This window comes from Pseudomonas sp. JL27(2026), from assembly GCF_056933555.1.
This window is the reverse complement of sequence record NZ_CM167794.1, coordinates 4771843-4796829: the sequence shown is the minus strand read 5'-3', so window position 1 is coordinate 4796829 and position 24987 is coordinate 4771843. Positions and strand designations below refer to the sequence as shown.

The following is a 24987-nucleotide window of genomic DNA, read 5'->3' as shown; positions in this document are numbered from 1 at the left end:
TTGGAAAAATACCCGGCGAGGAGTCACGGATGAACTGTATTTTCTGCCAGATCACAGCGGGCACACTGCCCGCCGCCCAGGTCTATCGCGACCCGCACTGCATGGCGTTCATGGACGTTCATCCCCTGGGGCAGGGCCATTTGCTGCTGATTCCGTTGCAGCACGTGGAGAAACTCGAGCAATTGCCCGACACCACCCGGTTTCACCTGTATCGGGTGTTCGACACGCTGATCGCGGCCCAGCGCAGCGCCGGTTTCGGCGTCGAGGGCACGCACCTGATCGTCAACGACGGCAAGGCCACCAACCAGCACATTCCCCATGCGCACCTGCACCTGGTGCCGCGTCGGCAGGGCGATGCGCTGGGCTTTGGTCTGCGCATGTTCATGCATCTCACCGGGCTGTTCGGCCCGCGTACCCGTCACGAAAAACTGCTGGCCCAGGCCTCGGCCATCGCCACCCATATCGATCCGATGGCGTTGCAAACGTTGTCCGTGCGAGCCGTGCAATTAGGCAACCCTCAACCGGTTTGACCCTCTGCGCCGGGGGCTTGGCCCCGGCGCCCAACCCCGTGTTTTCAAAGTCCAGTCGTTCATGTGCTGCGGGCACGGTTGCCCGGCTACAGCGTTGTCAGGAGCAAGGAAAATGAGTGCCGTACTTCAGGAACAAGCGTCAGTGGCGCGGGTTTATCGCGTCTTGATCATGGGGGCCGGGTTCTCCGGCATCGGCATGGCGGTGAGCCTCAAGCAACGGGGCGAGCAGGACTTTTTCATCTACGAGCAGGAGGCCGGTGTCGGCGGAACCTGGTGGGTCAACCAGTATCCAGGGTGCGCTTGCGATATTCCCTCGCACCTTTACTCGTTTTCCTTCGAGCCGAACCCCCACTGGTCACGGCGTTTTTCGCCACAGCCGGAAATTCGCGACTACCTCAAACACTGTGCGGACAAGTATCAGGTGCTTGCTCATTGCCGCTTCAATACTCAGGTTACCGGCCTGCGCTGGCTGGAATCCCGGGCCCTGTGGGAAGTGACAGACGCTGCAGGAAACGTGGCCTACGCCCGTGTGGTGGTGGCCGGCACGGGGGCATTGTCGACACCTGAAGTGCCGGCGCTGGAAGGGCTTGAGCGATTTGGCGGGCGGATATTTCACTCACAGCAATGGGACCATAGCTACTCACTGGCCGGAAAACGCGTCGGGGTGATTGGCACCGGGGCCTCGGCGATCCAGTTCGTTCCGCAGATCCAGCCTCAGGTCGCACAATTGAGTGTGTTCCAGCGGACCCCGCCGTGGATCATTCCCAAGCCTGATCGAGCCTTCACCACCCGATCACAGCGTCTGTTGCAGCGTTTCCCCACGCTGCAGCGGCTGCTGCGAGGGCTGATCTACAGTGCCCACGAAGTTCGGGTGTTGGGGTTTGTATTCAGCCCACGCTTGATGGCGTTGCACAAACTGCTGGCCCTGAATCTGTTGCGGCGCCAGGTCAAGGACCCGGTGCTGCGGCAGCAACTGACACCGAATTACTCGATTGGCTGCAAGCGCATCCTGCTCTCCAACAATTACTTTCCGGCGTTGGCACAAGCCAACACCCACCTGGTCACCAGCGGCATTCAGCGCATCAGCAAGGACGCGGTCATCACCGCCGACGGTCAACGTCATCCGGTGGATGCGCTGATTTTCGGCACCGGGTTCAAGGCCCGCACGCCGTTTCCCAAAGGCATGATTTTCGGTCGGGAGGGGGCTGACATCGTCGATACCTGGCAGGCCGGTTCCGAGGCATACAAAGGCACCACCGTCAGCGGCTTTCCCAACCTGTTTCTGTTGATGGGACCTAACACCGGCTTGGGGCATAACTCCATCGTCTACATGATCGAGTCGCAAATCACCTACATCCTCGGCGCGCTTGACACCCTGGACGCCGAAGGCATCGCCAGCCTCGATGTGCACCCCGAGGCCCAGCGGGCGTTCAATCAGCGCTTGAGCCACCGCATGCGGGGCGCGGTATGGAGCGTCGGCAGTTGCAAGAGCTGGTACATGGACCCGGACTCCGGGCGCAACGTTGCGCTGTGGCCCGGCTTCAGCTGGAAATTCCGCCAACAGACCCGGCGCTTCGACGCCGAGGTCTATCGCCTGATGCCTGAACCACAAGGACCTCGACCATGAGTCATTCCGGGAAAACCGTGTTTGTGTTTGGCCTCTACATGCTGTTGCTGGGCGCGCCGTTGTTGATCGCCCCGAATCTGTTGCTGCCGTTGTTCGGCTTTGCCCTGACAGATGAAGTCTGGATCCGCGTCATGGGGCAACTGGCGTTGTACCTGGGCATTTACTACGTGTGGGCCGGGCGCAAGAACCAGCGCGAATTCATCGCGTTGACCGTGCCGGTCCGACTGTCAGTGATCGTGTTTTTCGCGGTCTTCGTCGCCGCAGGCCTGGTGCCGCCAGTGTTGCTGCTCTTGGGATTGCCGGACCTGTGCAGCGCCACGTGGACCTGGCGGGCGTTACGCCGGGAGCGGAGCCGGGCCGTGATTGGCGAGCGGGTGATGGACCGTTAAATCGGGCACTGCCCATCGATACTCAGGAGCGGTCGTGCAGCGAGTTCACATTCATCGAGCGCACGGCCAGCGGCGCTGCGGTTTCTTCGTCCTGTGGCAGCGAGAAGCGAAAGGTCGCGCCCCGGCCGGCGACATCCACCAGGCGGATGTCCAGGCCATGCAATTGCAGGATCCGGTGCACGATGCGCAGCCCGAGGCCGCCGTCGCGGCGGGCGCCACCGATGTTGAACGGCCGCAGGAACAGGCCTTCGCGCAGTTCGGCGGCGATACCGGGGCCGGTATCACTGACCGTGACTTCGATGAATTTCCCGACGGGCAAGAGGCTGATTTCGACGTCCCCGCCCGCCGGTGTATGGCGCAGGGCGTTGTCGAAAAGGTTGGTCAGCACACGCTCGATCAGCCCCAGGTCGGCGCAGACCACCCCGGACACGTTCGGCGCGAATGCAGCCTGAAGGGTGACCTGCCGGGCCTCGGCGGTCAGTTCGAACTTCTGGAAGATATCCTGCACCAGATCGGTCAGGGAGAAACGTTCGAGGATGGGCTGCACGAAGCCGTGTTCCAGGCGCACCAGCTCCAGCAGCGATTGCGCCAACCCGCCGACCTTGCGGCTCTGGTCCAGTGCGATGCCCAGGTAGCGACGGCGTTCGGCCGGGGTCAGTGTGCTGTCCTTGAGTGACAGGGTTTCGAGGTAGCCGTGCAGCGATGCCAACGGTGTGCGCAGGTCGTGGGAAATGTTCGCCACCAGCTCACGCCGCTCCTGATCCTGGCGGGTCAAGGTGTGCCACTGATCCCGCAAGCGGGTTTGCATCTGCCGGAACGCGGCATCGAGCACGATGATTTCGTCGTGGCGAGTGGTGTCCGGCGGGAGGGCGGGGGGCAGTGGTGCGGCGGGAATGGCGTCGATGTCGAATTGCGCGACGTTTTCGGTCAGCCGGCGCAACGGCCGGGTGATCAGGGTAAACGCGGTGAGGCCCGCGATCAGGCACAGCAACGCCACCAGGCCTATTGACCAGAGCGCGGTGGTCAGCGCCACGCTGGTGGCGCCGCGCTCGGCGAGGCGGTCGTGTTCTTCGCTGAGCAGCACCACGTAGAGGTAACCGGCCGGTTGACCGTTGACCCGCAACGGCGCGGCGCTGAAGACCTTGCGCCCGTCGGGGCTGCGCGGGTCGTCGCCCAGGATCGGCAGCGCGTCGCCATTGAGCAAGCGCTGGAGTGGGGCCAGATCCACCTGTTCGCGGCGCAAATGGCCTTCGGGCGCAGCGTTGCCGACCACGCGACCGGTGGTGTCGAGCAGGTACACCTCAACGCTCGGGTTGACCCGCATCAGTTGGCTGAACAGTTCGCGCAGGGCCTCGGGTTTCAGGCCGTTGGCGTCCATCAGTTGGGTGTCGCGGGCAATGTGCCGGGCGAGATCGCGGGACAAGCCTTGTACTACTTCCAGCTCATGCATTTTGTTGGAGCGCACCTGCATCCACACAGACGTACCGCAGCACACCAGCAACAGCAGGGCGAACACGGCCGACAGGCGTTGAGTCAGTTTCATGGTTGTTCCTGCGCCGAGGCAAACTTATAACCGCGCCCCCACACCGTGAGAATGCGCACCGGTTGGGCCGGGTCGGTTTCTATTTTCGCCCGCAGGCGGTTGATGTGGGTGTTCACCGTATGCTCGTAGCCTTCATGGCTGTAACCCCACACGGCGTTGAGCAAATCCATGCGCGAGAAGACCTTGCCGGGTTGGCGGGCGAAGAAATACAGCAGGTCGAATTCTCTGGGCGTGAGGTCCAGCCGACGCCCGTCGAGGGTCACATCGCGGGTGATCGGGTCGATGAACAAACCGTCGGTGATCAGGCTGCCGGCGTCCATTTTCAGGTTGCGTGCCATGGCGTCGACCCGGCGCAGCAGGGCCTTGACCCGTGCCACCAGCTCCAGCATCGAGAAGGGTTTGGCCAGGTAGTCGTCGGCGCCCAGTTCCAGGCCGAGGATGCGGTGCACTTCGCTCGAGCGGGCGCTGGTGATGATGATCGGTGTGTAGCGGGCCATGGCGCGGGCGCGGCGGCAGATTTCCAGGCCATCGACACCAGGCAGCATCAGGTCGAGGACCAGTGCATCCCAACCGCCCTGTTCGAGCAGTTGCAGGCCCTGATGGCCGTCGGCGCTGTGCACGACCTCAAAGTGTTCATCGCGCAGGTGCAGGCAGATCAGATCGGCGATGTGTTGGTCGTCCTCGACGACCAGGACGCGTTTGGGTTGGTCCATGTGAGCGGAATCCTGTGGCGCAGTGAGCGCATTGTGCGGGTTTTCTTCCCGCCGAGTTATCACGAATTGTTTAACTCCCCGTGAGGATTTGGCGATCACCTCAAGCCTAGGCTGTGTTCCATGTAAACCACGGCGAATTTAGGGAGAGGGCCATGTTTTCACGGCGACAAATTCTTCTGGCAGGCGGCGGGCTGGGCGTTGCAGCACTGATTGCCGGTGTGTTGCCAAAATTGACTGCCAGCGTTGCGCTGGCTGGCGACGCGGTTGCCGCCGAGGCTTTCGAGGTGACCCACACCGAGGCCGAATGGCGGGCCCTGCTCAGCCCCGGGCAATACGACATCCTGCGCGAGGAAGGCACCGAACGGGCCTACAGCAGCGAACTGAACAACGAACACCGCGAGGGCACGTTTGCCTGTGCCGGGTGCGATCTGGCGCTGTTTTCGTCGGACACCAAATTCGACAGCCACACCGGTTGGCCGAGTTTCTGGGCGCCGCTGGAACATGCCGTGGCAATCCGCGACGACCGATCGTTCGGGGTGTTGCGCACGGAGGTTCACTGCCGTCGTTGTGGCGGCCATCTGGGCCATGTGTTCAACGATGGGCCGAAACCTACCGGGCTACGCTATTGCATGAACGGTCTGGCCATGACCTTCAAGCCGCGAACGGCGTAATCCCATGGGCATGTCATTTTCCTCACTTCATACAGGTCATCGTTATGTGGCTTCTGGTCCTCGCTTATCTCGGTGGTGTGCTGACGATTGTCAGCCCGTGCATTCTGCCGGTACTGCCCTTTGTCTTCGCTCGCACCGGGCAGCCGTTTATGAAAAGTGGCTTGCCGCTGTTGGCGGGGATGGCGCTGACCTTCGCGCTCGTCGCCTCGTTGGCGGCGGTGGGCGGCGGTTGGGTGGTGCAAGTCAATCAGTACGGTCGCTGGCTCGCGTTGCTGTTCGTAGCACTGTTCGGGCTGACGTTGCTGCTGCCGCGCCTCGCCGACCGGTTGACCCGGCCACTGGTCGCGGCTGGCAGCCGGCTGTCGGAAGCAGCGGGCGCCGATGCCCGGCCGCGTCCCGGTGCTTCGTTCCTGATCGGCGTCGCCACGGGCCTGCTCTGGGCACCGTGCGCCGGGCCGATTCTGGGGTTGGTGCTGACCGGCGCAGCGTTGCAAGGCGCCAGCATCGGCACCACGTTGCTGTTGCTGGCCTACGCGGCGGGCGCTGCCACTTCCCTCGCCGGGGCGCTGTTGCTGGGCGGTAAAGTCTTCGCGGCGATGAAACGCTCGATTGGCGCGGGTGAATGGCTGCGCCGGGGCTTGGGTGCGGCGATGCTGGCGGGGGTGGCAGCCATCGCCCTCGGGCTGGACACCGGCATTCTGGCGCGGGTGTCGACGGCCTCCACGGGCGGGATCGAGCAGGCGCTGGTCGGGCGTCTGGCTGGCAAGTTACCCGCCAACAACAGCGCGATGATGGCGCAGGTTCCTCAGTCCCAAGCGGGGGATGCGGGGGCAAACATGATGGCGGCCGGCGGTGCGATGAAACTGTCCGCCAACAGTCCCGCGACACTGCCGATCGAAGGCAATTTGCCGCCGCTGGACGGCGCCGTGCAATGGCTCAACTCGCCGCCTCTGGATGCCCAGGCATTGAAGGGCAAAGTGGTGTTGGTGGATTTCTGGACCTACTCCTGCATCAACTGCCTGCGCACCTTGCCGTACGTCAAGGCCTGGGCCGAGAAGTACCGCGATCAGGGCCTGGTGGTGATTGGCGTGCACGCCCCGGAATTCGCCTTCGAACGCGACGTGGGCAACGTGACCAAAGCCATGAAGGATCTGGGCATCACCTACCCGGTGGCGATCGATAACGACTACCGGATCTGGCGGGCGTTCAACAACGAATACTGGCCGGCGCATTACTTCGCCGACGCACAGGGACGTATCCGTTATCACCACTTCGGTGAGGGCGACTACGCCGAGTCGGAACGGGTGATCCAGCAGCTGCTGCGTGAGGCTGGCGCCGCGAAAGTCGCGGACGGCCTGATCAATGCCAACGCCCAAGGCGTGCAACGGGCCTCGGACATGAATGAAGTACGCTCGCCGGAAACCTACGTTGGCTATCAGCGCTCGGAACATTTTGTACCCCAAGCCAGTCTTGCCCCGGACAAGGAGGCGGCCTACAGCGTGCCAAGCGCTTTATCGCTCAACGACTGGGGGCTGAACGGGCAGTGGAACGTAGGCGCCGAACGGGCGACTTCCACCGCGCCCGCCAGTGGCATCGTCTACCGCTTCCATGCCCGTGATTTGCATTTGGTGCTGGGCCCTGGCCCCGACGGCAAACCAGTGCGTTTCAAAGTCACGATTGACGGCAAGGCCCCGGGCGATGCCCACGGCACTGACGTCGCGCCGGATGGCAGCGGGAGTGTCACTGAACAGCGCCTCTACCAATTGGTGCGTCAGCCGGGTGATGTGGCGGATCGCACCTTCAGCATCGAGTTTCTGGATTCGGGTGTGTCGGCCTATGCCTTCACCTTTGGTTAACGGCCTGCGGTTCTCGCCGCCTATTCAGCAGGAGTCAGCGCCATGAAATCGTCATCGAAAATCACCGCCACGGGCGTGCGTCGGGTCCTTCTGGGGCTGGTCATCGCTGCGGCGGCGGGCCAATGCTCGGCGTTTCCCTTTGGCACGTCCGAGGATGCAGTGGCCATCGCGCCGCCAGCGCTGGACGAAACGCCCCAGGCCGGCAGCGAGACCGCTGTCTTCGCGGGCGGCTGCTTCTGGGGCATGCAGGGCGTGTTCCAGCACGTCAAAGGCGTGAAGAACGCGGTTTCAGGTTACGCCGGTGGTGCCGCCAACACGGCTCAGTACGAGCGAGTCAGCGATGGCGATACCGGCCACGCCGAATCCGTTGAAGTGACCTTCGACCCGAGCCAGGTCAGCTATGGCGCCTTGTTGCAGATCTACTTCTCGGTGGCCCACAACCCCACCGAGCTCAACCGCCAGGGGCCTGACAGCGGCACTCAATACCGCTCGGCGCTCTTCATCCGCAGCCCCGAGCAGCAGCGCATTGCCAAGGCCTACATCGCTCAGCTCGATGCGGCCCATTCGTTCAACAAACCGATTGTCACCACGCTGGAAACCTACAACGGCTTCTATCCCGCCGAGGCGTATCACCAGAACTTCCTGACGGAGCACCCGAGCTATCCCTACATTGTCATCAATGACCTGCCGAAAGTGGCGCAGCTCAAACAGTTGTACCCGCAGCGCTATCAGGAACAACCGGTGCTGGTGAAGGCGGGTTTGTAGGTGTTGGGGCGGGTACAACGCTCTACAGCTTCGTGCGTGGGCGCTCCATGGCGATGGTCGACTCCTCGAACCCCAGGCCTGTGAAAAACGCCGAGGCGCCCGACCGACCGGCGCGCAACACCCAGGTAATGTCCGGGTTGTCCCCCATGATGTGCTGAACCAATGCGCGGCCCACACCTGCGCGCCGATGCCGCTCGGACACCACCACCATCGACAGGTAGCCATTGGATAAACCATCGCTGATGCCCCGTGCAAACCCGATGATCTGCGACGCTTGAAAGGCAATCGCCGTACGCTGGGAGTTGGCGATGAGTTGGGCGAAGTGTTCGGGAGAGCCGATGCGGTGTTCCCAGCCATTGGCGGCAAGAAACTGGCGAACGGCTTCGACTTCGGTGGGTAGCAGGTCACGAATGGTCATGGGTAGTACCGGGCGATCTCGCGCCAGAGGTAGGCGTAGCGAAACCTCAGCCAGCGAATGTGCAGGGTGCCCAAGTGCCGACGAAAGCGGCTGCGTTGGCGCTTTTCAAGCATGGCCTGGATCTGGATTTCCAGGCTGTGCGGGTCAAAGCACGACCAGATCGGCGGAATGACGGTTTCCAGGTTCGTGTGGCACACCGGCGCCACTTCGGCATACAGGATGTGTTCGATGAGATTGCGCTCGTAATCGGCGGTGTCCCGGGCAATCACGGCGTAGTTCACGTCGTTGTCGACAAAAGCATCCGATAACGTCCAGTGGATGGCTGCGCGTTCTTCCTGGCTGATGGGGCGTCCCATTCCAGCAACTCCTGTTGTGCAGGTCTCAGTCTGACTGAACCGGGCCGACCATCCGGGTCGGCGGTGAGCCGTTGGCATTGTGTTGAAAAATCGCTTGTGGCTGGCCGTTGGCATTGAAGAACACTTGGCCGACCCCGGCCGAGTTCCACAAGCGCTCGCCGGCTTGCGCGTGTTCGGGAATGTGCGGGACCACCCGCATCAAACGGCGTTTGGTCAGCCAGTTGAGCGGCGAACGTGGCGAGTAGAGCCAGCGGTTGAGGCGGTCGAACCATTCGAGCAAGGTGTGCGGGAACTCGTTCTTGATGCCGCTGCTGGTGATCTGCCAGATCCTCGGGCCGGCCTTGCGGTGGCGGATCAGCACTTCATAGACGAACGAATAATGCACGTCCCCGGACAGAATCACGTAGTTCCCCGGCGTGCGTGAATGGCGGAAAATATTCAGGATGACCTGCGCCGAGCCCCGGTGGGCCATCCAGTTTTCCGCGTCGACCAGCAGCGGATAACCGCACCAACTGAAGACGCGCTGTATGGTTTCTATCAACTTGACGCCAAACACTGGCGCCGGTGAAACGATGATCGCCGACGGGTGATCGAGCAGTGCCTGTTGCAGTTCGCTGAGGGCTTCCCAGTCGAGCAGGCCCGAGGGTTGTTTCAGGTTGAACTCGCTGCGCCAGCGCCGGGTGCGGGTGTCGAGCACCACCAGCGCCGGGCGGGTCGGCAGCACGTAATGCCAGTCCTGGAATCTCAGCAGTTCATCGATCAGGTTGTCCTGCGCGGTGCTGTCCAGGTAACGGTTCTGGCTCGCAGCCTTAAGGGCGCGGGTTTTCTCCAGCACGGCGTCGAACACATCCGGGTTGTTGCCCCAGCCCTGGCACAGCAGGTAGGCAATCAACGCGTTACCGATGATGCGTTTTGAGAACGGGTGACCGTAGGCGGTTTCTTCCCACTGGGCGGACAGGTTCCAGTCATCGGTGATGTCGTGGTCGTCGAAAATCATCAGGCACGACAAGTGCGCCAGTACCCGGGCGACGCCGCCAAGCCCGGCCTGGAAGGTATCGACCCGCGTCTGTTCATGGGCGTAGCGCTTGCGCCGTTCGGGTGTCAGCGTGGGCGGTTGCGGGGCGATCAGCGTCCAGGGTGTCGGCGACCAGACCAGCAAGTACATGGCCATGACTTCGGCGAAGGTCACTAAATGGTTGTCGGCGTTGCTGCTGGTGAAAATCGGTTTGCGCACGCCGCCGAAAAACCGTTCGCGCAGGGTTTCGTTGCTCGAAAGCTTCGGTAGCAGGTCGGCGCGATGGTAGTAGCTGGCCGGGTGTTCGTAGAGCTTGGCGCTGTCGCTCACCACCGCGCCGTCCAGGTGCTCCTCGAACAAGCCCAGCCGTTCGATCAGCGCATGAATCGCGCGCAGCATCGGCCCGGCCACGTCGTCGGCGTACACCTGGTCGCCGCTCATCATCAACAGGGCGGGGCGCTGAGCGACCTCAGTGTTGGCCGCCAGCAATCGGTCAACGCATAGCAAGCCGTCGTCGGCCGGGTGATGGGGCTTGCGGCAGGAACCGTGCAGCAGTTGATCGATACGGCTGCGCAGCACGAAGTTCGGACGGCAGGCCTCGCCGTAAAGAAGATGGGGCGCCCAGTCGGCAATCCCGGTGTGTGAACCGTCAGCCTGAGTGATTCGCACGTCGTACTCGATGGCCACGTCGCAGGGCAGGGCGCTGTCCAGGTGAACGTCGATCAGATGAACAAAGGCGTGGGTGCCGACCGGAATGACCTGGCACTGGCGGGCGTCGAGCGCAATGTCCACGCCCGGTTCGCCATCGACCTGCACGCGCAGTGTCAGCGCCAACGCCTGCGACCCGACCAGCCACAGCACCAGCCGCGTCGGTTCCAGACGCCGCAACAGCGGGCCGACCAGCACGGGAGGCAGGGTTTGATGATCATCAGGCAACAGGGCGGGCATGGACATCCGGGGTAAAGGCTCTTGGTGCTAAATAGCTGGCGATAATAGCGCAGCCCATCGAGCGTAACCGGCTATCGCGATGTTTCCAATGATGTCCCTTATGCCTTGGGTGCAGAAGCGTCTGGCGATTGTTCAACCCGTTCAATCGTCTTCTTGCAACGCCGATCGCAGAGATCACGTCAGCCATGGTGACCCAGGCGCATTTCTGACGAATCTGTAGGTTGCGACGCTCAGTGGACGATGCAAGGGCTCATGGGGCTCCCATTATTGGACTGTTCAGAATCAAGCTGATGTGGGTAATGCTTTGCTCGACTGCCCCAGTTTTCTTCTGAACAGTGTGGACATTGGCAACTCGATGTATTTGTAACTCAGGAAAGAGCACAACACGGTTGTCAGGCAAATAGCTGTCAGCGTGAGAGCCTGGTTTAGTTCAAATGAGTGCTGAGCGGTAAGCGCGTACCAGATAATGAGTGGGTGTACTAAGTAAGTCGAATAAGACCAGTCGCCCAGTTTGCTGAGCAGTGATGTTTTCGAGAAAAAGGATTCTTGGGAAATAAGTGCCAGGATTATTGCGGTGCAGGGTAATCCGATTCGTAAAGGGCTGTGGTCGACAAAGTCTGATGCGGCTATCGCAGTAATGGACAGCAAGATAATAGCAATGGCAGGCGCAAGGGACAGGGCTCGGTGATACCCGTTTTTGTAAACTATCGACAGGGTAACGCCAAACAGAAAGTCATAAATAATGGGCGCGCCGTAAAATGTCAGTGAACCTCCTGCTTTAGGCAAGACGGTCTCTATCAGGGTGATGCCTATTAATAAGGCCGGGGCCAGACATTTTTTCGGAAGGAACAGTGAAAAAGCAAAGACGATGTAAAAAACAGCCTCGAAGTTTAAGGTCCAGCCTACCGTGAGTATCGGATACAGCCCCAGCCCTGAAGGGTTTTCAGCGGGTATGAAAAACATACTTTTGAGTAAGAAATCTGGCGCGAATCCAAGGGGGGGCATGACAGAGGGAAGTAGAATTATTGTTAAGCTGGCCGCAAAGGTATACAGCCAATAGGCGGGTACTATCCGTGCGGCTCTCTGAATGGCAAAGTCACGGGCGGAGATTGTTTTTTTTGAGGCGGATGTGTAAATGACAAACCCGCTGATTACAAAGAAAATGTCTACGCCAATTGAGCCGTAGTTGTAGAGCAAGGTTGTAATGGTGTTGGCGTTTTTGTTGCCGAAAATCTGTACGTAATGATGCAGCACTACACTCCACGCGGCAAAGGCTCTAAGGAACTGTATTGAATTGAGCATCGGCTGGTCATCTTGAAATCGGGAAGTATAATCCGTCTTGCCTACCTGTCATAGAGTTCTGGAGTTCTAAAGATTGGTGAAGGGTTAATGGGGACATGTTTTTTCAAAACGGCATCCAGCCCTTATGAAAATAAACCTGCCCCCTGTTGTTCACATGCCTGGCGAACGGAGCCTCAGGCAGGCTCTAACCGGTCAGCTCATCGGCAAGGCTTTCGACGTCTCATTACCTTGTACCAAGGTTTGCGGCTCGCCATGAGCGATCAGCCAGCGCAGCATGTCGGTCACCGGCACGCGGTGGCGGCGTTCGAGCGATTGCATGCCGTCGGGGCTGTAGTGTTCGCTGTAGCGCGTGAGGATCAGCTCGCGCTGGTCGCTCGATAACTGCAGGCTGACTTCGCGGCAGTGCACGTCGGTGTTGGCGCGCTTCACCACGTGTTGGTGCAGGATCAGGGGTTGGTTGTCAGAAACCATCGGCAGGGTCTTCCTGGCAGCGTTGCTTTTGCGGTTCGGGGGCGCCTTGTTGGCCTTCCAGCACAACGTCGGCATGGTGTTCGGCGATCATCCGCTCGGCCAGCGTGCGGTTGCTGCGTCCCGTCAGGTGGGCCAGGGGCAGCAGGCCAGCGTGGCGAGTCAGAGCGGGTGAAGGCTTGAGCGAAGGCATAGGCAAACAGTCGTCGGAGAACAGGTGCCAGATGCTGACATCCGGGTCTTGCACAAAGATGTCTGGTTTTTTACCGCGTTGACGCTGTGTTACCGAGTTGAAATAAATGACGGAGCGCGCTGAATGGTTTTAGATGTTGGCTCTTTCAGACGTTAAGTGATGCCCGCCGGTGAGCAGTCTTTTGATCGTGGACGATGACCTTGAGGTCCTCGCTCTGCTGAAGAAGTTTTTTATGCAGCAAGGTTATGACGTCGAGGTCGCCACCGAGGGCGTCTCGCTGTGGGCGGCAATGGAGCGCCAGGTGCCGGACCTGATCATTCTCGACCTGATGTTGCCGGGGGAGAACGGCCTGATCTTGTGCCAGCGCTTGCGCCAGCAATACGCGACCCCGGTGATCATGCTGACCGCCATGGGCGAGTTGAGTGATCGGGTGGTCGGGCTGGAAATGGGCGCCGACGATTACCTGAGCAAACCCTTCGACGCCCGGGAGTTGTTGGCCAGGGTGCGTGCCGTGCTGCGCCGCGCTGGGGAGAGCCGACCGCTGGCCGGACAGGTGCCGCACCCGCTGATCAAGTTCGCGGACTGGCAACTGGACCTCACCCGCCGCGAGTTGCGCTCGCCAGATCAGGTGATGATTCCGCTGTCGGCCGGGGAGTTCGATTTGCTGCTGGTGTTCGTCGAGCATCCGCAGCGCATTCTCACCCGTGAACAGTTGCTGGACCTGGCGCGGGGGCGTTCCCATGAGGCGTTTGATCGCAGCATCGACGTTCAGGTCAGCCGCTTGCGGCGCAAGCTGGAATACGACACCAAACGGCCAGAGATGATTCGCACCGTGCGCAACGGCGGCTACCTGTTCACCCCCAGCGTGACCCGCCAGTGATCCGGTTCAGGATGGGCTGGCGCCTGCGCCCCCGGGACACGGTGGCCCGCTGGATCGCCCTGACCACCCTCGTCGCCATGCTGATTTCCCTGGCCTTCAATGCGCTGTTTATTCAACTGGCCGGTGTTTGGGCGTATCCACCGCTGGCCGAGACCGGCCTTCTGGAAAAAACCGCGTCCGTTACCCGGATGATCGAAGCCTCGCAAGCCTCGCAGCGCGAACAGCTGGCCGAGGCCGCCAGCACTAGCGTTTTTAGCGTGAGCTGGCATGCCACCCGTCAAGGCCTCGATTTGCCAGACACTCCCGAAGCGGCTTACCGCACCGCTTCACCGCAGGCCCAGCGTCTGTTCAACACGCCGACCCGCCGAGTCGAAGCCTATCAACCCGGCGACTGGCCGCAAAAGAACGGGCACTACGCCTTGTTGGTGCAACTGGCGGATGAATCCTGGCTGATGTTCAGCGTGCCCTCGCGCAGTTGGGGGCTGGCGGAAGGGCCGCGAACCCTGATCGTGATCGTGTTGGTGTTGCTGTCGACCAGCATCGTCACACTGATCGCCACCCGCCGACTGGCCAGACCCCTGCAGCACTTCGCCCAAGGCGCACGACGCTTCGGCGTCGACTTTCGCGCCCCGCCCATCGAACCGGTTGGCCCGCATGAAATCCGTCAGGCAATCCTCGCCTTCAACGCCATGCAGGCGCAGTTGCAGCACTTCATCAAAGACCGCACCCAGATGCTCGCGGCCATCTCCCATGACTTGCGCACCCCGTTGACCCGGATGCGTTTGCGCGGCGAGTTCATCGAAGACCCGGAGCAACAACAACGGTTGTTTCGCGACGTTGACGAAATGCAGGCGATGATCAACTCGGCCCTGGAGTTCTTCCGCGACGACGCCCGGCTGGAGCAGGCGACCCCGTTCGACCTGGCAGAACTGCTGCAAACCCTGATCGACGACTACCGCGACCAGTCCATCGATATCACCTTCAGCGGCCCGCCCCGACTGGTGTACTTCGGCCGCCCGCTGGGCCTCAAGCGTGTCATCACCAACCTGGTGGACAACGCGATCAAATACGCCAGTGAGCCGGCCATTGAATTGCGCAACGCAGAGGATCAGGTGACCATCCGCGTACTCGATCGTGGGCCGGGGATTCCTGCGGACAGTTATGAACAGGTGTTCACCCCGTTTTTCCGCTTGGAAGCCTCGCGCAATAAAAGCACGGGCGGAGTTGGGCTGGGGCTTTCGACGGCAAGAGCCATTGTGTTGGAACAGGGAGGGCAGTTGACGGTGAGGAATCGCAAGATTGGAGGGCTGGAGGCGCGCGTGGTGTTGCCGGTGCAGGTGACGGCCCAATGAAGCGCTATCCATTTGGCGCTCTGCTAGTGAGCGCTATCGGTTTGATGGGTTTTCCCGTAACCCTGCTGGCTGACGCGCAATTGTGTTCAATCAATGTACCGAACACTGCGTGGGTGGTTGCCGATTGCCACAAGGAAGGGGGCGTCGAAATACTAAAACTAGTCCCCGCAAACGTCCCCCTCTCTGGCTCGGAGTTCGACACGCTTCCAACGGTCATCGTGGCTGGGAGTAACCCGGATGAAGTCACCAGAAAAGTCGGTCTGGGCGCTGCCAATCCCTACAACAACTTGATTGAACTCCCCAACTCTGGGGCGATCGTTCGCTACTCCGACGCCGCCGGCACAGCGAAAGCCAAAATGATGCAAGAGGGCTGGAAGTTACTGGACATGAAAGATATCCAGTATGTGGCCGGGCGCGAAAGCGATGGGGAAGGGTACAGCCTTGTTTGCAGTACGTTTGAACGAGTGATCGGGCAGCGGGTTGTGGTGGTTTCGCAGTGCAATGACTTTTATGAAGACGATATCTCCAGGTTGAAACATGTACTTCGGTCGTTGGAGGGGGGAGGTTTTGGGGGCGTATGAAGTGTCCGTGAGTGATTCCCGACTGTAGCCATGGATGCCGTCTCCTCGGAAAAATCGCAACCACCGTCCTAGGACTTTTCCCGCAAACCGTCGCGCCTTCCATGAACTGGCGGCTGCTCTTCTTCAGGGATAGCCTTCAGGTGTGGCTGCGCATCAGCGATCGGCTTTGACAGGCTGAAAAAAACACAGGCTTTCACTCCTCTTGATAAAACGGCATGCTTTCCCGCGTGCAGTTTCTTTCTGGCGGCTGTGCGTGGGGCATCTTCGGGTGCACCGGGTGTGCTTGTGCTCCTGGTCTGTCAACCCGCGTACAGTTGCCACCCAATCCTGTTTGACAGCAGGGGGTTGGCAGCTTCTATAACCAACACAGGAGCTCCACCATGAAAAAGGTCACTCCCAATCCGCCGGAAGTCCCAACCTCGTCTGCCTCTGATCCCGTCCCGCTCAGCGAATCCGCCCAACGCACCGTCAGTGCCCGTTTGCGTAACCCCTGTCACCCTGATCCCATCAGCCATGTATTCACCATCGTCCCCAACGTCGACACGCCAACCTTACTGGTCCACGCCAGCGAAACCCTCGCTTCTATCAACGCCATGACCACCGACCTGGCGTTCGAACTCGAAGGCTCGCGACGCAATGTGGCACTAGCCATTCAACAGTTGGCCGTGCTGGCCGAGTTGCTGGTAAACCGAGCACTGGACCACCTCGACACTCCCGATGGGGCGAGTGAGAGTAAGCCCACCGTCCACCACTGAGTGGCCGCGCTCGTTTACCCAAAGGAGGTTTGTCATGGATCGATACATGCCAGTCACCGGCATTGACTGCACCATCCCGTCACTGCTGATCGATACCCACGCGCCGCTCGACGTACTGCACGAAACCGCCGCCTACCGCATCCGTACCGCGACTCACTGCTGGAAAACATCGCCATGGGCGAGGGGGTTCACAGTGAACTGGCGCGGGTGCTGGTGACTTCACTGCGTGATGATTGTGATTTGCTGGATGTGGTTGGGTGGCGATTGCAGGCGCAGGTGCTGTTGGTGTGAAAAATGGGCGACCTTGTTTAGGTCGCCCATTTTAGTTGGTGGAAAGCAGGGGCAGGCTAGGTTTTACTCACACCCATAATCGTGGTCTTTTCGTGTATCTCTGAAAATAAATCTGTCCCGTTTTTCGGTCCCGTTTTTCCCGCTGCGTGGTCTGTATGGTCGTCACGAGTTTGTGATTGTGCTTTGCCTAGAATGCCGATTAATATCTAGATACAACCTCTAGGGAAGAAAATATGCACCTTGTTACCAGATCTTACTTTGATACATTTTGCAAGGACTTTGGCGCTCCGTATGATGAGTCTAAGAACTTCGAGGCGTTTGTAAATTACTGTGCCTTCTCTAAATACTCTGGGGACAGGGTTGAGGTGGCTGATGTGGTTTATGAAGGTGCAGATCCAGGGATAGATGGTGCACTTTTATTTCTCGATGATCGCGCTATATTCTCATTGGAAGAACTAGAGGAGATATTCGCAACGAGTAGGCGCGAGTATAAGGTGTCGATAGTTTTGATTCAAGCTAAAAGATCCGTAACTTGGTCTAAGCAAGAGATTGATTCTTTTGTTGCTGCCATAGTCGACTATCTGTCAGAGGTGCCAGCGCAGCCTCATAGTCAATACTTGGCGGACTTTAAGAAAATGTTCAATAAGATATTTGAGAATATTGGAAGAATTAGAGGAGGATTACCTAATCTTCACGCATATTTTTTTACTGCTGCCCCGGACACGGAAGCAGTTGAGATTGATGCAGCATTTCAAGTCGGAGAGGCTGCGCTGAAAAAAATGGGGTATTCTAATGAGACTCTCCTCATTAAAGCGCATCGCGAGCTAATTCATGAGCTTTGGCTATCGGCAGATGGGCCGATGGAGGCCAAATTAGCGACTGTCGGGTATGCTCCCTTTCCTGCTGCTCCCGACATTAACAACGCTTACGTCGCCACGGTAACTGCGAGAAGCTTTATAGATTCGGTACTAAAAGACCCAAGTGGAACACCACGAAAGAAGCTCTTCGAAGAGAATGTCAGGGATTTTTTGGGCGTAGATGTTGAGGTAAATTCTGAAATCGCCGAAACTTTAAATAGCGCTGATAAAAAGCAAAGATTTGGCCTTATGAATAATGGCATTACAATAGTTGCGTCTAGTATTAGGCCTGCAGGGCAGGAAATATTTATCCGGGACTTTCAGATTGTGAACGGGTGTCAGACCTCTAATATTCTTATTTCCTTGGATGCGCAGGTTGATAGCTCAGTCAGTTTAATGATCAAGCTTATTGAGGCCGATGATCCGTCAGTGATCGACGACATCGTGCGTGCAACCAATAGACAGTCTAAAGTTGAAGATGCTCAATTCATATCGACGTTAGATGCATTGCGGGTGTTGGAACAGTACTTTAACGCTAGAGGTGCAGCAGAGTCTAATAGACTATATTTTGAGCGCCGCAAAGGGCAGTATAGATCTGAGAATGTTGCGCCTGCACGAATCTTTGATGCGAGGGAGGTAGCGCGTTGTTATGCAGCGGTTGTAATGATGCGTCCGGACTATTCCAGTAGGTACCCGAATAGGTTGACTGGAGAGCTCTTGAATGATGTTTTTTCACGAGCTGCTCACGAAGAAGATTATTATACTGCCTGCTACAGTCATTACCGATTAAGAATGCTTACTGGGAATAAGCGCTTTGACGGTAGGTACTCGAAACTACGTTGGCACATAATGACTGCGGCATCTAAGTACTGCCAATCGATGTATAAAAAATTTGGCTGTAAGACAAAAAATGAAGCTTTGTATAATTTGTTTTCTTCCAATGATGGAGATTGGTTTGAGAGGCTTGATCTCTTAATTAAGACTGCGTTGCCGGATCCAGATATATCGCGCGACCTGCTCAAATCACCGCCATTGACATCAACAGTCCTTGCAAATGTGGATACTTTAATTGTTTGAAGATACCTGAAGTCGAGGTGGTAGTGCGGGCGCTCTAGCGCTCGCACTAAATTTCTAATGAAAAAAGGGGGCAAATTCATTATTTGTCAGCTGATCGAGGCAGTGCGGGATGGGGTTGTGGTTTTTGATAGTGGGGTGTTGCAGCTTATTGCGACGCGGAGCGTTATGGGATGCATTACCACGCGGAGCGTGGGAACGATCAGTGGGGGACAGGTCCATTCTCATATCAGCCAAACCCCCGCCCAGTATCAGTCGGTGCAAAGGGCCACCAAACCTGCCCCCACCCAATCATTCACTGAATATCTTTCAAATAATCCTTAAGCGCAATCAGCGGACTATCAAGCTGCTCCAGCGTCTGTGCAGCGCTGAAATCTCCCGACAATCTATCCAACTCTCGCCCCAGCGGCGTACCCGCCCCACCTATCGCCTCAAGCGCCAGCCCCACGCATTCAGCCACTTTGACCTTAATGGTCTCGACATCACCTCTGCGTACCAGCAAGCCGAATACGTCCCGCTGGTAGTCGCCCATCATCAGGTCGTCGCGCAGGATCGGGCTTTGGCCTTCGGTTTCGTAAGCGAGTTTGAGGGAGAAGAGGGCGACTGTTTCCAGGGGTAATTCCATGGGGGGAATCCTTGTGAAATGGTCCGCGGGTCAAGGGGTGTGGAAGGGAAGCAGGATCAAAAGATCGCAGCCTTCGGCAGCTCCTACGGGGGCGGGGTGGCTTTTCTTTGGGCGAAAAAAAAGGCCTTGCTAAGCAAGACCTTTCTTAATTTTGGTGCCCCGAGGGAGACTCGAACTCCCACTCCTTTCGAAAACGGATTTTGAATCCGCCGCGTCTACCAATTCCGCCATCAGGGCTCAATGGCGGCGAAGTATAGAGATGAGATAACCATCGGTCAATCAGGTACATGGAGAATTTTCACTATTTCCGCTAGACTTCCCGGCCCTGCTAGACGAACTCCATCATGCGCGTTGCTGACTTTACTTTCGAACTCCCTGATTCGCTGATCGCTCGCCACCCTTTGGCTGAGCGGCGCGGCAGTCGCCTGTTGACCCTGGATGGGGTCAGCGGCGCTATGGCACACCGTCAATTTACTGATTTGCTTGAGCATTTGCGCCCAGGCGACTTGATGGTGTTCAACAATACCCGGGTGATTCCGGCGCGGCTGTTTGGCCAGAAAGCTTCTGGCGGCAAGCTGGAAATTCTGGTCGAGCGGGTGCTCGACAGCCATCGCGTGCTGGCCCATGTGCGTTCCAGCAAGTCGCCGAAGCCGGGTTCGAAGATCCTCATCGACGGCGGTGGCGAGGCTGAAATGCTCGCGCGCCACGATACGTTGTTCGAACTGGGGTTTGCCGAAGAAGTGCTGCCGCTGCTCGACCGTGTCGGGCACATGCCGTTGCCTCCTTATATCGATCGCCCGGACGAAGGTTCGGACCGCGAGCGCTATCAGACGGTCTATGCCGAGCGCTTGGGTGCGGTGGCGGCGCCTACTGCCGGTCTGCATTTCGACCAGCCGTTGCTGGAGGCGATTGCCGCCAAGGGCGTTGAAACCGCGTTTGTGACCTTGCACGTCGGCGCAGGCACTTTCCAGCCAGTGCGCGTGGAACGGATCGAAGATCACCACATGCACAACGAATGGCTGGAAGTCAGCCAGGATGTGGTGGATGCGGTTGCCGCGTGCCGTGAGCGTGGCGGACGTGTGGTGGCCGTGGGGACCACCAGCGTGCGCTCGCTGGAAAGCGCTGCCCGCGATGGCGTGCTCAAGCCGTTCAGCGGCGACACCGATATCTTTATCTACCCGGGCCGGCCGTTTCATGTGGTCGATGCCCTGGTCACCAACTTTCATTTGCCCGAATCCACGTTGTTGATGCTGGTTTCGGCCTTCGCCGGTTATCCCGAAGCCATGGCGGCCTACAAGGCTGCCGTCGAGCATGGATACCGCTTTTTCAGCTACGGTGATGCGATGTTCATCACCCGTAATCCGGCGCCAACCGCACCCAAGGATTCGGCCCCAGAGGAAACAGAATGAGTCGCCAAAGTCGTATGTCTTTCGAGTTGCTGGCCACTGACGGCAAGGCTCGTCGCGGTCGCCTGACCTTTCCGCGTGGCACTGTCGAGACCCCGGCGTTCATGCCGGTCGGTACTTACGGTACGGTCAAGGGTATGTTGCCGCGCGATATCGTCGCCACCGGCGCCGAGATCATTCTGGGCAACACCTTTCACTTGTGGCTGCGTCCTGGCACGGAAGTAATCAAGAAGCACGGCGACCTGCATGATTTCATGCAGTGGAAAGGCCCGATTCTGACCGACTCCGGCGGTTTCCAGGTGTTCAGCCTGGGCGCCATGCGCAAGATCAAGGAGGAGGGCGTGACCTTCGCCTCTCCGGTGGATGGCGCCAAAGTGTTCATGGGCCCGGAAGAGTCAATGCAGGTCCAGCGTGACTTGGGCTCCGACATCGTGATGATTTTTGACGAGTGCACGCCGTACCCGGCCGACGAAGACGTCGCGCGGGTGTCCATGGAGCTGTCGTTGCGTTGGGCGCAGCGCTCGAAAAACGCCCATGGCGACAACACCGCAGCGCTGTTCGGTATCGTTCAGGGCGGCATGCACCAGGACCTGCGCATGCGCTCCCTGGAAGGCCTCGACAAGATCGGCTTCGATGGCCTGGCGATCGGCGGTCTGTCGGTGGGCGAGCCCAAGCACGAGATGATCAAGGTGCTCGACTACCTGCCAGGCCAGATGCCTGCGGACAAACCTCGTTACCTTATGGGCGTTGGCAAACCGGAAGACTTGGTTGAGGGTGTGCGCCGCGGGGTGGACATGTTCGATTGCGTGATGCCAACCCGTAATGCCCGCAATGGGCATCTGTTCATTGATACCGGCGTGCTGAAGATCCGTAACGCGTTCCATCGCCATGATGATTCGCCGCTCGATCCGACCTGCGATTGCTATACCTGCCAGAACTTCTCCCGCGCTTATCTGCATCACCTGGACAAGTGCGGCGAAATGCTGGGGAGCATGCTCAATACCATCCATAATTTGCGCCATTACCAAGTGCTTATGGCTGGTTTGCGCGAGGCTATTCAACAGGGTACATTGGCCGCCTTTGTCGATGCCTTCTATGCCAAACGCGGGTTGCCTGTTCCGCCTTTGGACTGAGTTTTAAAACGTTTACGACACTAATTTTGCAACTGGAGTGCTAAATGAGCTTTTTTATCTCTAATGCGATGGCAGACGCCGCTGCACCGGCTGCCGGCCCTGCTGGTACTGGCTTCGAGTGGATTTTCCTGGTCGGTTTCCTGGTCATTTTCTACCTGATGATCTGGCGTCCACAGGCCAAGCGCGCGAAAGAGCAGAAGAACCTGCTCAGCAACTTGCAAAAAGGTGACGAAGTTGTGACGTCTGGCGGTATCGCCGGCAAGATCACCAAAGTAGCTGATGATTTCGTTGTTCTTGAAGTTTCTGACTCGGTAGAGCTGAAGTTCCAGAAAGGCGCTATCGCAGCCACCCTGCCAAAAGGCACGCTGAAAGCGATCTAAGTTTCATCTTTTACCAATCGACGGGGCGCGCAAGGCGCCCCGCGTCATAAGCGGGCGGCGTGATGCTGAACAAATACCCTCTGTGGAAATACATACTGATCCTGGCGGTGCTGGCGATCGGTTTAATTTATTCCGCTCCCAATCTTTATCCTGACGACCCGGCCATTCAGGTCAGCGGTGCAAGCACTGCGCTGCAAGTTACTCAGGCAGATCTGGATCGTGCGAGCAAAGCGCTCTCCGACGCCGGGATCAACGTCAAGGCCGCCACTGTCGCGGCGAACGGCAAGGGCGGTTTGTTGCGTCTGACCAAGCAGGAAGACCAGCTTCCAGCCAAGGACGTAGTGCGCAAGGTGTTGGGTGATGACTATGTCGTCGCGCTGAACCTGGCACAGACAACCCCGCAATGGCTGCGCAGTCTCGGCGCGCATCCGATGAAGCTGGGTCTGGACTTGTCCGGTGGTGTGCACTTCCTGCTCGAAGTGGACATGGACAAAGCCCTCGATGCACGCCTGAAAGTCTACGAAGGCGACGTCAAGAGCCTGTTGCGTAAAGAGCGTCTGCGCTATCGCAGCCTGCCGCAACTCAATGGCGCCATTCAGCTGGGTTTCAGTGATGAAGCTTCCCGCGAACAGGCCCGTGTGTTGATCCGCAAGAACTTCAACGATTTCGACATTGTTCCGGCCGACCTCAATGGTCAGGCGGTACTGCGTCTGGCGATGACCCCGGCCAAGCTGGCGGAAATCCGTGAATACTCCATCAAACAGAACTTGACCACGGTACGTAACCGCGTCAACGAGCTGGGTGTTGCCGAGCCTATCGTGCAGCGTCAGGGTGCCAACCGCATCGTGGTTGAACTGCCGGGCGTGCAGGACACTGCCGAAGCCAAGCGTATCCTCGGCAAGACGGCCAACCTTGAGTTCCGTCTGGCCGCTGAGCCTGGCGCTTCGAAAGCGACTTCCGAAACCTTCGAGTTCCGCGAAGGCAAGCGTCCTCCTGCGCAAATCGAGCGTGGCCTGATCATCACCGGTGACCAGGTGACTGACGCCAAGGCCGGTTTCGGTGAGCACGGCACGCCGGAAGTGAATATTCGTCTGGATGGTCATGGCGGCGAACTGATGAGTCGTGCGACTCGCAGCAACGTCGGCCGCAGCATGGCGGTGATCTTCATCGAGCAGCGCCCGGTGACCACCTACGTCAAGCAAATGGTCAACGGCGTCGAGAAAGACGTGCCGGTCCAGACCTTCAAGGAAGAGAAAAAGATCATCAGCCTGGCGACCATTCAGTCGCCGCTGGGTGCTCAGTTCCGCATCACTGGCCTGAACGGTCAGGGCGAATCCTCGGAGCTGGCCTTGCTGCTGCGCGCCGGTGGTCTGGCGGCGCCGATGTACTTTGCCGAAGAGCGCACAATCGGTCCGAGCCTGGGTGCTGACAACATCACCAAGGGTATCGATGCGTCGCTGTGGGGCATGCTGTTCGTGTCGCTGTTCATCATCGCCATCTACCGCTTCTTCGGCATCATCGCCACGGTTGCGTTGGCAGTGAACATGGTGCTGTTGCTGGCCTTGATGTCCTTGCTGGGTGCCACGCTGACCTTGCCGGGTATCGCCGGTATCGTGTTGACCATGGGCATGGCGGTCGACGCCAACGTACTGATCTTCTCGCGGATACGTGAAGAGATCGCGGCCGGCATGACGGTGCAGCGGGCAATTAACGAAGGCTTCGGCCGGGCATTTACTGCGATTCTCGACGCCAACCTGACCACGTTGCTGGTCGGCGGCATCCTCTTTGCCATGGGCACCGGCCCGGTCAAGGGCTTCGCAGTGACCATGTCCCTCGGGATCTTTACCTCGATGTTCACGGCCATCATGGTGACCCGCGCGATGGTCAACCTGATCTTCGGTGGTCGTGACTTCAAGAAGTTGTGGATTTAAGGGGCTGCCATGTTACGTACAATCAACTTCATGGGCGTTCGCAACTTCGCGTTCGGCGTCACATTGTTCCTTACGGCGCTGGCCATTTTCAGCGTTGTCCACAAGGGCATGAACTGGGGCCTGGACTTCACCGGCGGTACGCTCATCGAGCTGACCTACGAGCGTCCGGCCGACGTCACCAAGGTTCGTGAGCAACTGGTCACCGCCGGTTATCACGAAGCCATCGTGCAGAACTTCGGTGCAACCACCGACCTGCTGGTGCGTATGCCAGGTGAAGACCCGCAACTGGGTCATCAGGTAGCTGAAGCGCTGCAGAAAGTCGGCGGCGACAACCCGGCGAACGTCAAGCGCGTCGAGTTCGTCGGCCCGCAGGTGGGTGAAGAGCTGCGAGACCAGGGCGGCCTCGGCATGCTGATGGCGCTGGGCGGCATCCTGATCTACCTGGCTTTCCGCTTTCAGTGGAAGTTCGCGGTCGGGGCGATTGTCTCGTTGATCCACGACGTGATCGTGACTATCGGTATTCTGTCGTTCTTCCAGATCACCTTCGACCTGACGGTGCTGGCGGCGGTACTGGCGATCATCGGTTACTCGCTCAACGACACCATTGTGGTGTTCGACCGGGTTCGTGAGAACTTCCGTGTGCTGCGCAAGGCCAGCCTGATCGAGAATATCAACATCTCGACCACGCAAACCCTGCTGCGGACCATGGCCACGTCGATCTCCACCTTACTGGCGATTGCCGCGCTGCTGTTCTTTGGTGGCGACAACCTGTTCGGCTTCTCCATTGCGTTGTTTGTCGGTGTATTGGCGGGTACTTACTCGTCGATCTACATCGCCAACGTGGTGCTGATCTGGCTGAACCTGAGCAGCGAGGACCTGATTCCTCCGGCCAATACCGAGAAGGAAGTGGACGACCGTCCTTGAGGCG

General features: G+C 58.9%; 25 protein-coding genes, 1 tRNA gene and 1 pseudogene. 17 read left to right on the top strand and 10 right to left on the bottom strand.

The genetic code is table 11. The annotated features are described in order from the left end of the window. The first annotated feature begins 29 nt into the window (after positions 1–29). The 3 genes from AC1Z1G_RS21740 to AC1Z1G_RS21730 all read left to right on the top strand — a co-directional run bounded on the left by AC1Z1G_RS21740 (position 30) and on the right by AC1Z1G_RS21730 (position 2546). Positions 30–530, top strand: coding sequence for an HIT family protein (locus AC1Z1G_RS21740; RefSeq protein WP_483622414.1), 501 nt, complete (start codon positions 30–32; stop codon positions 528–530). A gap of 112 nt (positions 531–642) precedes the next feature. Next, entirely contained in the window at positions 643–2157 is a 1515-nt protein-coding gene (locus AC1Z1G_RS21735) for a flavin-containing monooxygenase (protein ID WP_483622413.1), read from the top strand. Further along, complete coding sequence (locus AC1Z1G_RS21730; RefSeq protein WP_483622412.1) at positions 2154–2546, top strand: hypothetical protein; 393 nt, start codon at positions 2154–2156, stop codon at positions 2544–2546. Before AC1Z1G_RS21735 ends, AC1Z1G_RS21730 begins: the two co-directional genes overlap by 4 nt. A gap of 22 nt (positions 2547–2568) precedes the next feature. On the opposite strand, the gene AC1Z1G_RS21725 is transcribed toward AC1Z1G_RS21730, so the two are convergent. Continuing rightward, a complete protein-coding gene (locus AC1Z1G_RS21725) occupies positions 2569–4089 on the bottom strand; it encodes a sensor histidine kinase (protein WP_483622411.1) in 1521 nt (506 codons plus the stop codon). Continuing rightward, complete coding sequence (locus AC1Z1G_RS21720) at positions 4086–4802, bottom strand: response regulator transcription factor (protein ID WP_483622410.1); 717 nt, start codon at positions 4800–4802, stop codon at positions 4086–4088. The genes AC1Z1G_RS21725 and AC1Z1G_RS21720 overlap by 4 nt, the downstream gene beginning before the upstream one ends. A gap of 152 nt (positions 4803–4954) precedes the next feature. Here AC1Z1G_RS21720 and msrB point away from each other — a divergent pair, with 152 nt between their 5' ends. The 3 genes from msrB to msrA are packed head-to-tail and all read left to right on the top strand — an operon-like array spanning position 4955 to position 8094. Beyond that, positions 4955–5473 carry a peptide-methionine (R)-S-oxide reductase MsrB gene (gene msrB / locus AC1Z1G_RS21715; protein ID WP_483622409.1) on the top strand — a complete coding sequence of 173 codons (519 nt, stop codon included), beginning with the start codon at positions 4955–4957 and terminating at the stop codon, positions 5471–5473. Between the two features lie 44 nt (positions 5474–5517). Further along, a complete protein-coding gene (locus tag AC1Z1G_RS21710) occupies positions 5518–7329 on the top strand; it encodes a cytochrome c biogenesis protein DipZ (RefSeq protein ID WP_483622408.1) in 1812 nt (603 codons plus the stop codon). A 42-nt stretch (positions 7330–7371) separates the two neighbouring features. Then, positions 7372–8094, top strand: a complete 723-nt coding sequence (gene msrA, locus AC1Z1G_RS21705) for a peptide-methionine (S)-S-oxide reductase MsrA (protein ID WP_483622407.1) — start codon at positions 7372–7374, stop codon at positions 8092–8094. 22 nt (positions 8095–8116) lie between these two features. On the opposite strand, the gene AC1Z1G_RS21700 is transcribed toward msrA, so the two are convergent. The 6 genes from AC1Z1G_RS21700 to AC1Z1G_RS21675 form a co-directional block, all read right to left on the bottom strand. After that, positions 8117–8512, bottom strand: coding sequence for a GNAT family N-acetyltransferase (locus AC1Z1G_RS21700; RefSeq protein WP_483622406.1), 396 nt, complete (start codon positions 8510–8512; stop codon positions 8117–8119). Further along, entirely contained in the window at positions 8509–8868 is a 360-nt protein-coding gene (locus AC1Z1G_RS21695; RefSeq protein WP_483622405.1) for a DUF7079 family protein, read from the bottom strand. Before AC1Z1G_RS21695 ends, AC1Z1G_RS21700 begins: the two co-directional genes overlap by 4 nt. A 25-nt stretch (positions 8869–8893) precedes the next feature. Beyond that, positions 8894–10837: an alkaline phosphatase D family protein gene (locus AC1Z1G_RS21690; protein WP_483622404.1), complete on the bottom strand. Its 1944-nt coding sequence runs from the start codon at positions 10835–10837 to the stop codon at positions 8894–8896. A 276-nt stretch (positions 10838–11113) separates the two neighbouring features. Next, the gene (locus tag AC1Z1G_RS21685) at positions 11114–12133 is read right to left on the bottom strand and encodes an acyltransferase family protein (RefSeq protein ID WP_483622403.1); all 1020 of its coding nucleotides are present in this window, start codon (positions 12131–12133) and stop codon (positions 11114–11116) included. A 192-nt stretch (positions 12134–12325) separates the two neighbouring features. After that, complete coding sequence (locus AC1Z1G_RS21680; RefSeq protein ID WP_483622402.1) at positions 12326–12604, bottom strand: hypothetical protein; 279 nt, start codon at positions 12602–12604, stop codon at positions 12326–12328. Further along, complete coding sequence (locus AC1Z1G_RS21675; RefSeq protein ID WP_483622401.1) at positions 12594–12848, bottom strand: hypothetical protein; 255 nt, start codon at positions 12846–12848, stop codon at positions 12594–12596. Before AC1Z1G_RS21675 ends, AC1Z1G_RS21680 begins: the two co-directional genes overlap by 11 nt. Before the next feature lie 115 nt (positions 12849–12963). On the opposite strand from AC1Z1G_RS21675, the gene AC1Z1G_RS21670 reads away from it, so the two are divergent. From AC1Z1G_RS21670 to AC1Z1G_RS21645, 6 genes and pseudogenes are all read left to right on the top strand, one after another. Further along, positions 12964–13674 carry a response regulator gene (locus AC1Z1G_RS21670; RefSeq protein ID WP_483622400.1) on the top strand — a complete coding sequence of 237 codons (711 nt, stop codon included), beginning with the start codon at positions 12964–12966 and terminating at the stop codon, positions 13672–13674. A gap of 11 nt (positions 13675–13685) precedes the next feature. After that, entirely contained in the window at positions 13686–15026 is a 1341-nt protein-coding gene (locus tag AC1Z1G_RS21665; protein WP_483622399.1) for a sensor histidine kinase, read from the top strand. Continuing rightward, a complete protein-coding gene (locus tag AC1Z1G_RS21660; RefSeq protein ID WP_483622398.1) occupies positions 15023–15607 on the top strand; it encodes a hypothetical protein in 585 nt (194 codons plus the stop codon). The genes AC1Z1G_RS21665 and AC1Z1G_RS21660 overlap by 4 nt, the downstream gene beginning before the upstream one ends. Positions 15608–15987: 380 nt before the next feature. Beyond that, entirely contained in the window at positions 15988–16362 is a 375-nt protein-coding gene (locus AC1Z1G_RS21655; protein ID WP_483622397.1) for a DUF6124 family protein, read from the top strand. Between the two features lie 34 nt (positions 16363–16396). Further along, positions 16397–16653 (top strand): annotated as a pseudogene (locus tag AC1Z1G_RS21650) (hypothetical protein). Positions 16654–16886: 233 nt separating this feature from the next. Beyond that, positions 16887–18587, top strand: a complete 1701-nt coding sequence (locus AC1Z1G_RS21645; protein ID WP_483622396.1) for an AIPR family protein — start codon at positions 16887–16889, stop codon at positions 18585–18587. A gap of 292 nt (positions 18588–18879) precedes the next feature. Here AC1Z1G_RS21645 and AC1Z1G_RS21640 read toward each other — a convergent pair whose 3' ends face one another. Further along, positions 18880–19209, bottom strand: a complete 330-nt coding sequence (locus tag AC1Z1G_RS21640) for a hypothetical protein (protein ID WP_483622395.1) — start codon at positions 19207–19209, stop codon at positions 18880–18882. Between the two features lie 152 nt (positions 19210–19361). Then, positions 19362–19446: transfer RNA gene (locus AC1Z1G_RS21635), tRNA-Leu, on the bottom strand. A gap of 107 nt (positions 19447–19553) precedes the next feature. Here AC1Z1G_RS21635 and queA point away from each other — a divergent pair. The 5 genes from queA to secF all read left to right on the top strand — a co-directional run bounded on the left by queA (position 19554) and on the right by secF (position 24983). Then, positions 19554–20618, top strand: a complete 1065-nt coding sequence (gene queA, locus AC1Z1G_RS21630; protein ID WP_483622394.1) for a tRNA preQ1(34) S-adenosylmethionine ribosyltransferase-isomerase QueA — start codon at positions 19554–19556, stop codon at positions 20616–20618. Positions 20619–20632: 14 nt separating this feature from the next. Then, positions 20633–21748, top strand: a complete 1116-nt coding sequence (gene tgt / locus AC1Z1G_RS21625) for a tRNA guanosine(34) transglycosylase Tgt (RefSeq protein ID WP_019651852.1) — start codon at positions 20633–20635, stop codon at positions 21746–21748. A 44-nt stretch (positions 21749–21792) separates the two neighbouring features. Then, positions 21793–22128 carry a preprotein translocase subunit YajC gene (gene yajC, locus AC1Z1G_RS21620; protein ID WP_095166066.1) on the top strand — a complete coding sequence of 112 codons (336 nt, stop codon included), beginning with the start codon at positions 21793–21795 and terminating at the stop codon, positions 22126–22128. 62 nt (positions 22129–22190) lie between these two features. After that, entirely contained in the window at positions 22191–24059 is a 1869-nt protein-coding gene (secD, locus tag AC1Z1G_RS21615) for a protein translocase subunit SecD (RefSeq protein ID WP_483622393.1), read from the top strand. 9 nt (positions 24060–24068) lie between these two features. Then, positions 24069–24983, top strand: a complete 915-nt coding sequence (secF, locus tag AC1Z1G_RS21610; protein WP_483622392.1) for a protein translocase subunit SecF — start codon at positions 24069–24071, stop codon at positions 24981–24983. The last annotated feature ends 4 nt before the right edge of the window (positions 24984–24987 follow it).

What these genes read in the sequence shown, in the direction of transcription:
- msrB (WP_483622409.1), top strand. Translation starts at nt 4,955, where the DNA reads ATGTTTTCACGGCGACAAATTCTTCTGGCAGGCGGCGGGCTGGGCGTT.
- queA (WP_483622394.1), top strand. Translation starts at nt 19,554, where the DNA reads ATGCGCGTTGCTGACTTTACTTTCGAACTCCCTGATTCGCTGATCGCT.
- AC1Z1G_RS21720 (WP_483622410.1), bottom strand. Translation starts at nt 4,802, where the DNA reads ATGGACCAACCCAAACGCGTCCTGGTCGTCGAGGACGACCAACACATC.
- AC1Z1G_RS21690 (WP_483622404.1), bottom strand. Translation starts at nt 10,837, where the DNA reads ATGTCCATGCCCGCCCTGTTGCCTGATGATCATCAAACCCTGCCTCCC.
- AC1Z1G_RS21685 (WP_483622403.1), bottom strand. Translation starts at nt 12,133, where the DNA reads ATGCTCAATTCAATACAGTTCCTTAGAGCCTTTGCCGCGTGGAGTGTA.
- AC1Z1G_RS21655 (WP_483622397.1), top strand. Translation starts at nt 15,988, where the DNA reads ATGAAAAAGGTCACTCCCAATCCGCCGGAAGTCCCAACCTCGTCTGCC.
- AC1Z1G_RS21660 (WP_483622398.1), top strand. Translation starts at nt 15,023, where the DNA reads ATGAAGCGCTATCCATTTGGCGCTCTGCTAGTGAGCGCTATCGGTTTG.
- AC1Z1G_RS21735 (WP_483622413.1), top strand. Translation starts at nt 643, where the DNA reads ATGAGTGCCGTACTTCAGGAACAAGCGTCAGTGGCGCGGGTTTATCGC.
- AC1Z1G_RS21665 (WP_483622399.1), top strand. Translation starts at nt 13,686, where the DNA reads ATGGGCTGGCGCCTGCGCCCCCGGGACACGGTGGCCCGCTGGATCGCC.
- AC1Z1G_RS21640 (WP_483622395.1), bottom strand. Translation starts at nt 19,209, where the DNA reads ATGGAATTACCCCTGGAAACAGTCGCCCTCTTCTCCCTCAAACTCGCT.
- AC1Z1G_RS21645 (WP_483622396.1), top strand. Translation starts at nt 16,887, where the DNA reads ATGCACCTTGTTACCAGATCTTACTTTGATACATTTTGCAAGGACTTT.
- AC1Z1G_RS21700 (WP_483622406.1), bottom strand. Translation starts at nt 8,512, where the DNA reads ATGACCATTCGTGACCTGCTACCCACCGAAGTCGAAGCCGTTCGCCAG.
- AC1Z1G_RS21725 (WP_483622411.1), bottom strand. Translation starts at nt 4,089, where the DNA reads ATGAAACTGACTCAACGCCTGTCGGCCGTGTTCGCCCTGCTGTTGCTG.
- AC1Z1G_RS21680 (WP_483622402.1), bottom strand. Translation starts at nt 12,604, where the DNA reads ATGGTTTCTGACAACCAACCCCTGATCCTGCACCAACACGTGGTGAAG.
- AC1Z1G_RS21740 (WP_483622414.1), top strand. Translation starts at nt 30, where the DNA reads ATGAACTGTATTTTCTGCCAGATCACAGCGGGCACACTGCCCGCCGCC.
- AC1Z1G_RS21710 (WP_483622408.1), top strand. Translation starts at nt 5,518, where the DNA reads ATGTGGCTTCTGGTCCTCGCTTATCTCGGTGGTGTGCTGACGATTGTC.
- AC1Z1G_RS21695 (WP_483622405.1), bottom strand. Translation starts at nt 8,868, where the DNA reads ATGGGACGCCCCATCAGCCAGGAAGAACGCGCAGCCATCCACTGGACG.
- secF (WP_483622392.1), top strand. Translation starts at nt 24,069, where the DNA reads ATGTTACGTACAATCAACTTCATGGGCGTTCGCAACTTCGCGTTCGGC.
- tgt (WP_019651852.1), top strand. Translation starts at nt 20,633, where the DNA reads ATGTCTTTCGAGTTGCTGGCCACTGACGGCAAGGCTCGTCGCGGTCGC.
- secD (WP_483622393.1), top strand. Translation starts at nt 22,191, where the DNA reads ATGCTGAACAAATACCCTCTGTGGAAATACATACTGATCCTGGCGGTG.
- yajC (WP_095166066.1), top strand. Translation starts at nt 21,793, where the DNA reads ATGAGCTTTTTTATCTCTAATGCGATGGCAGACGCCGCTGCACCGGCT.
- msrA (WP_483622407.1), top strand. Translation starts at nt 7,372, where the DNA reads ATGAAATCGTCATCGAAAATCACCGCCACGGGCGTGCGTCGGGTCCTT.
- AC1Z1G_RS21730 (WP_483622412.1), top strand. Translation starts at nt 2,154, where the DNA reads ATGAGTCATTCCGGGAAAACCGTGTTTGTGTTTGGCCTCTACATGCTG.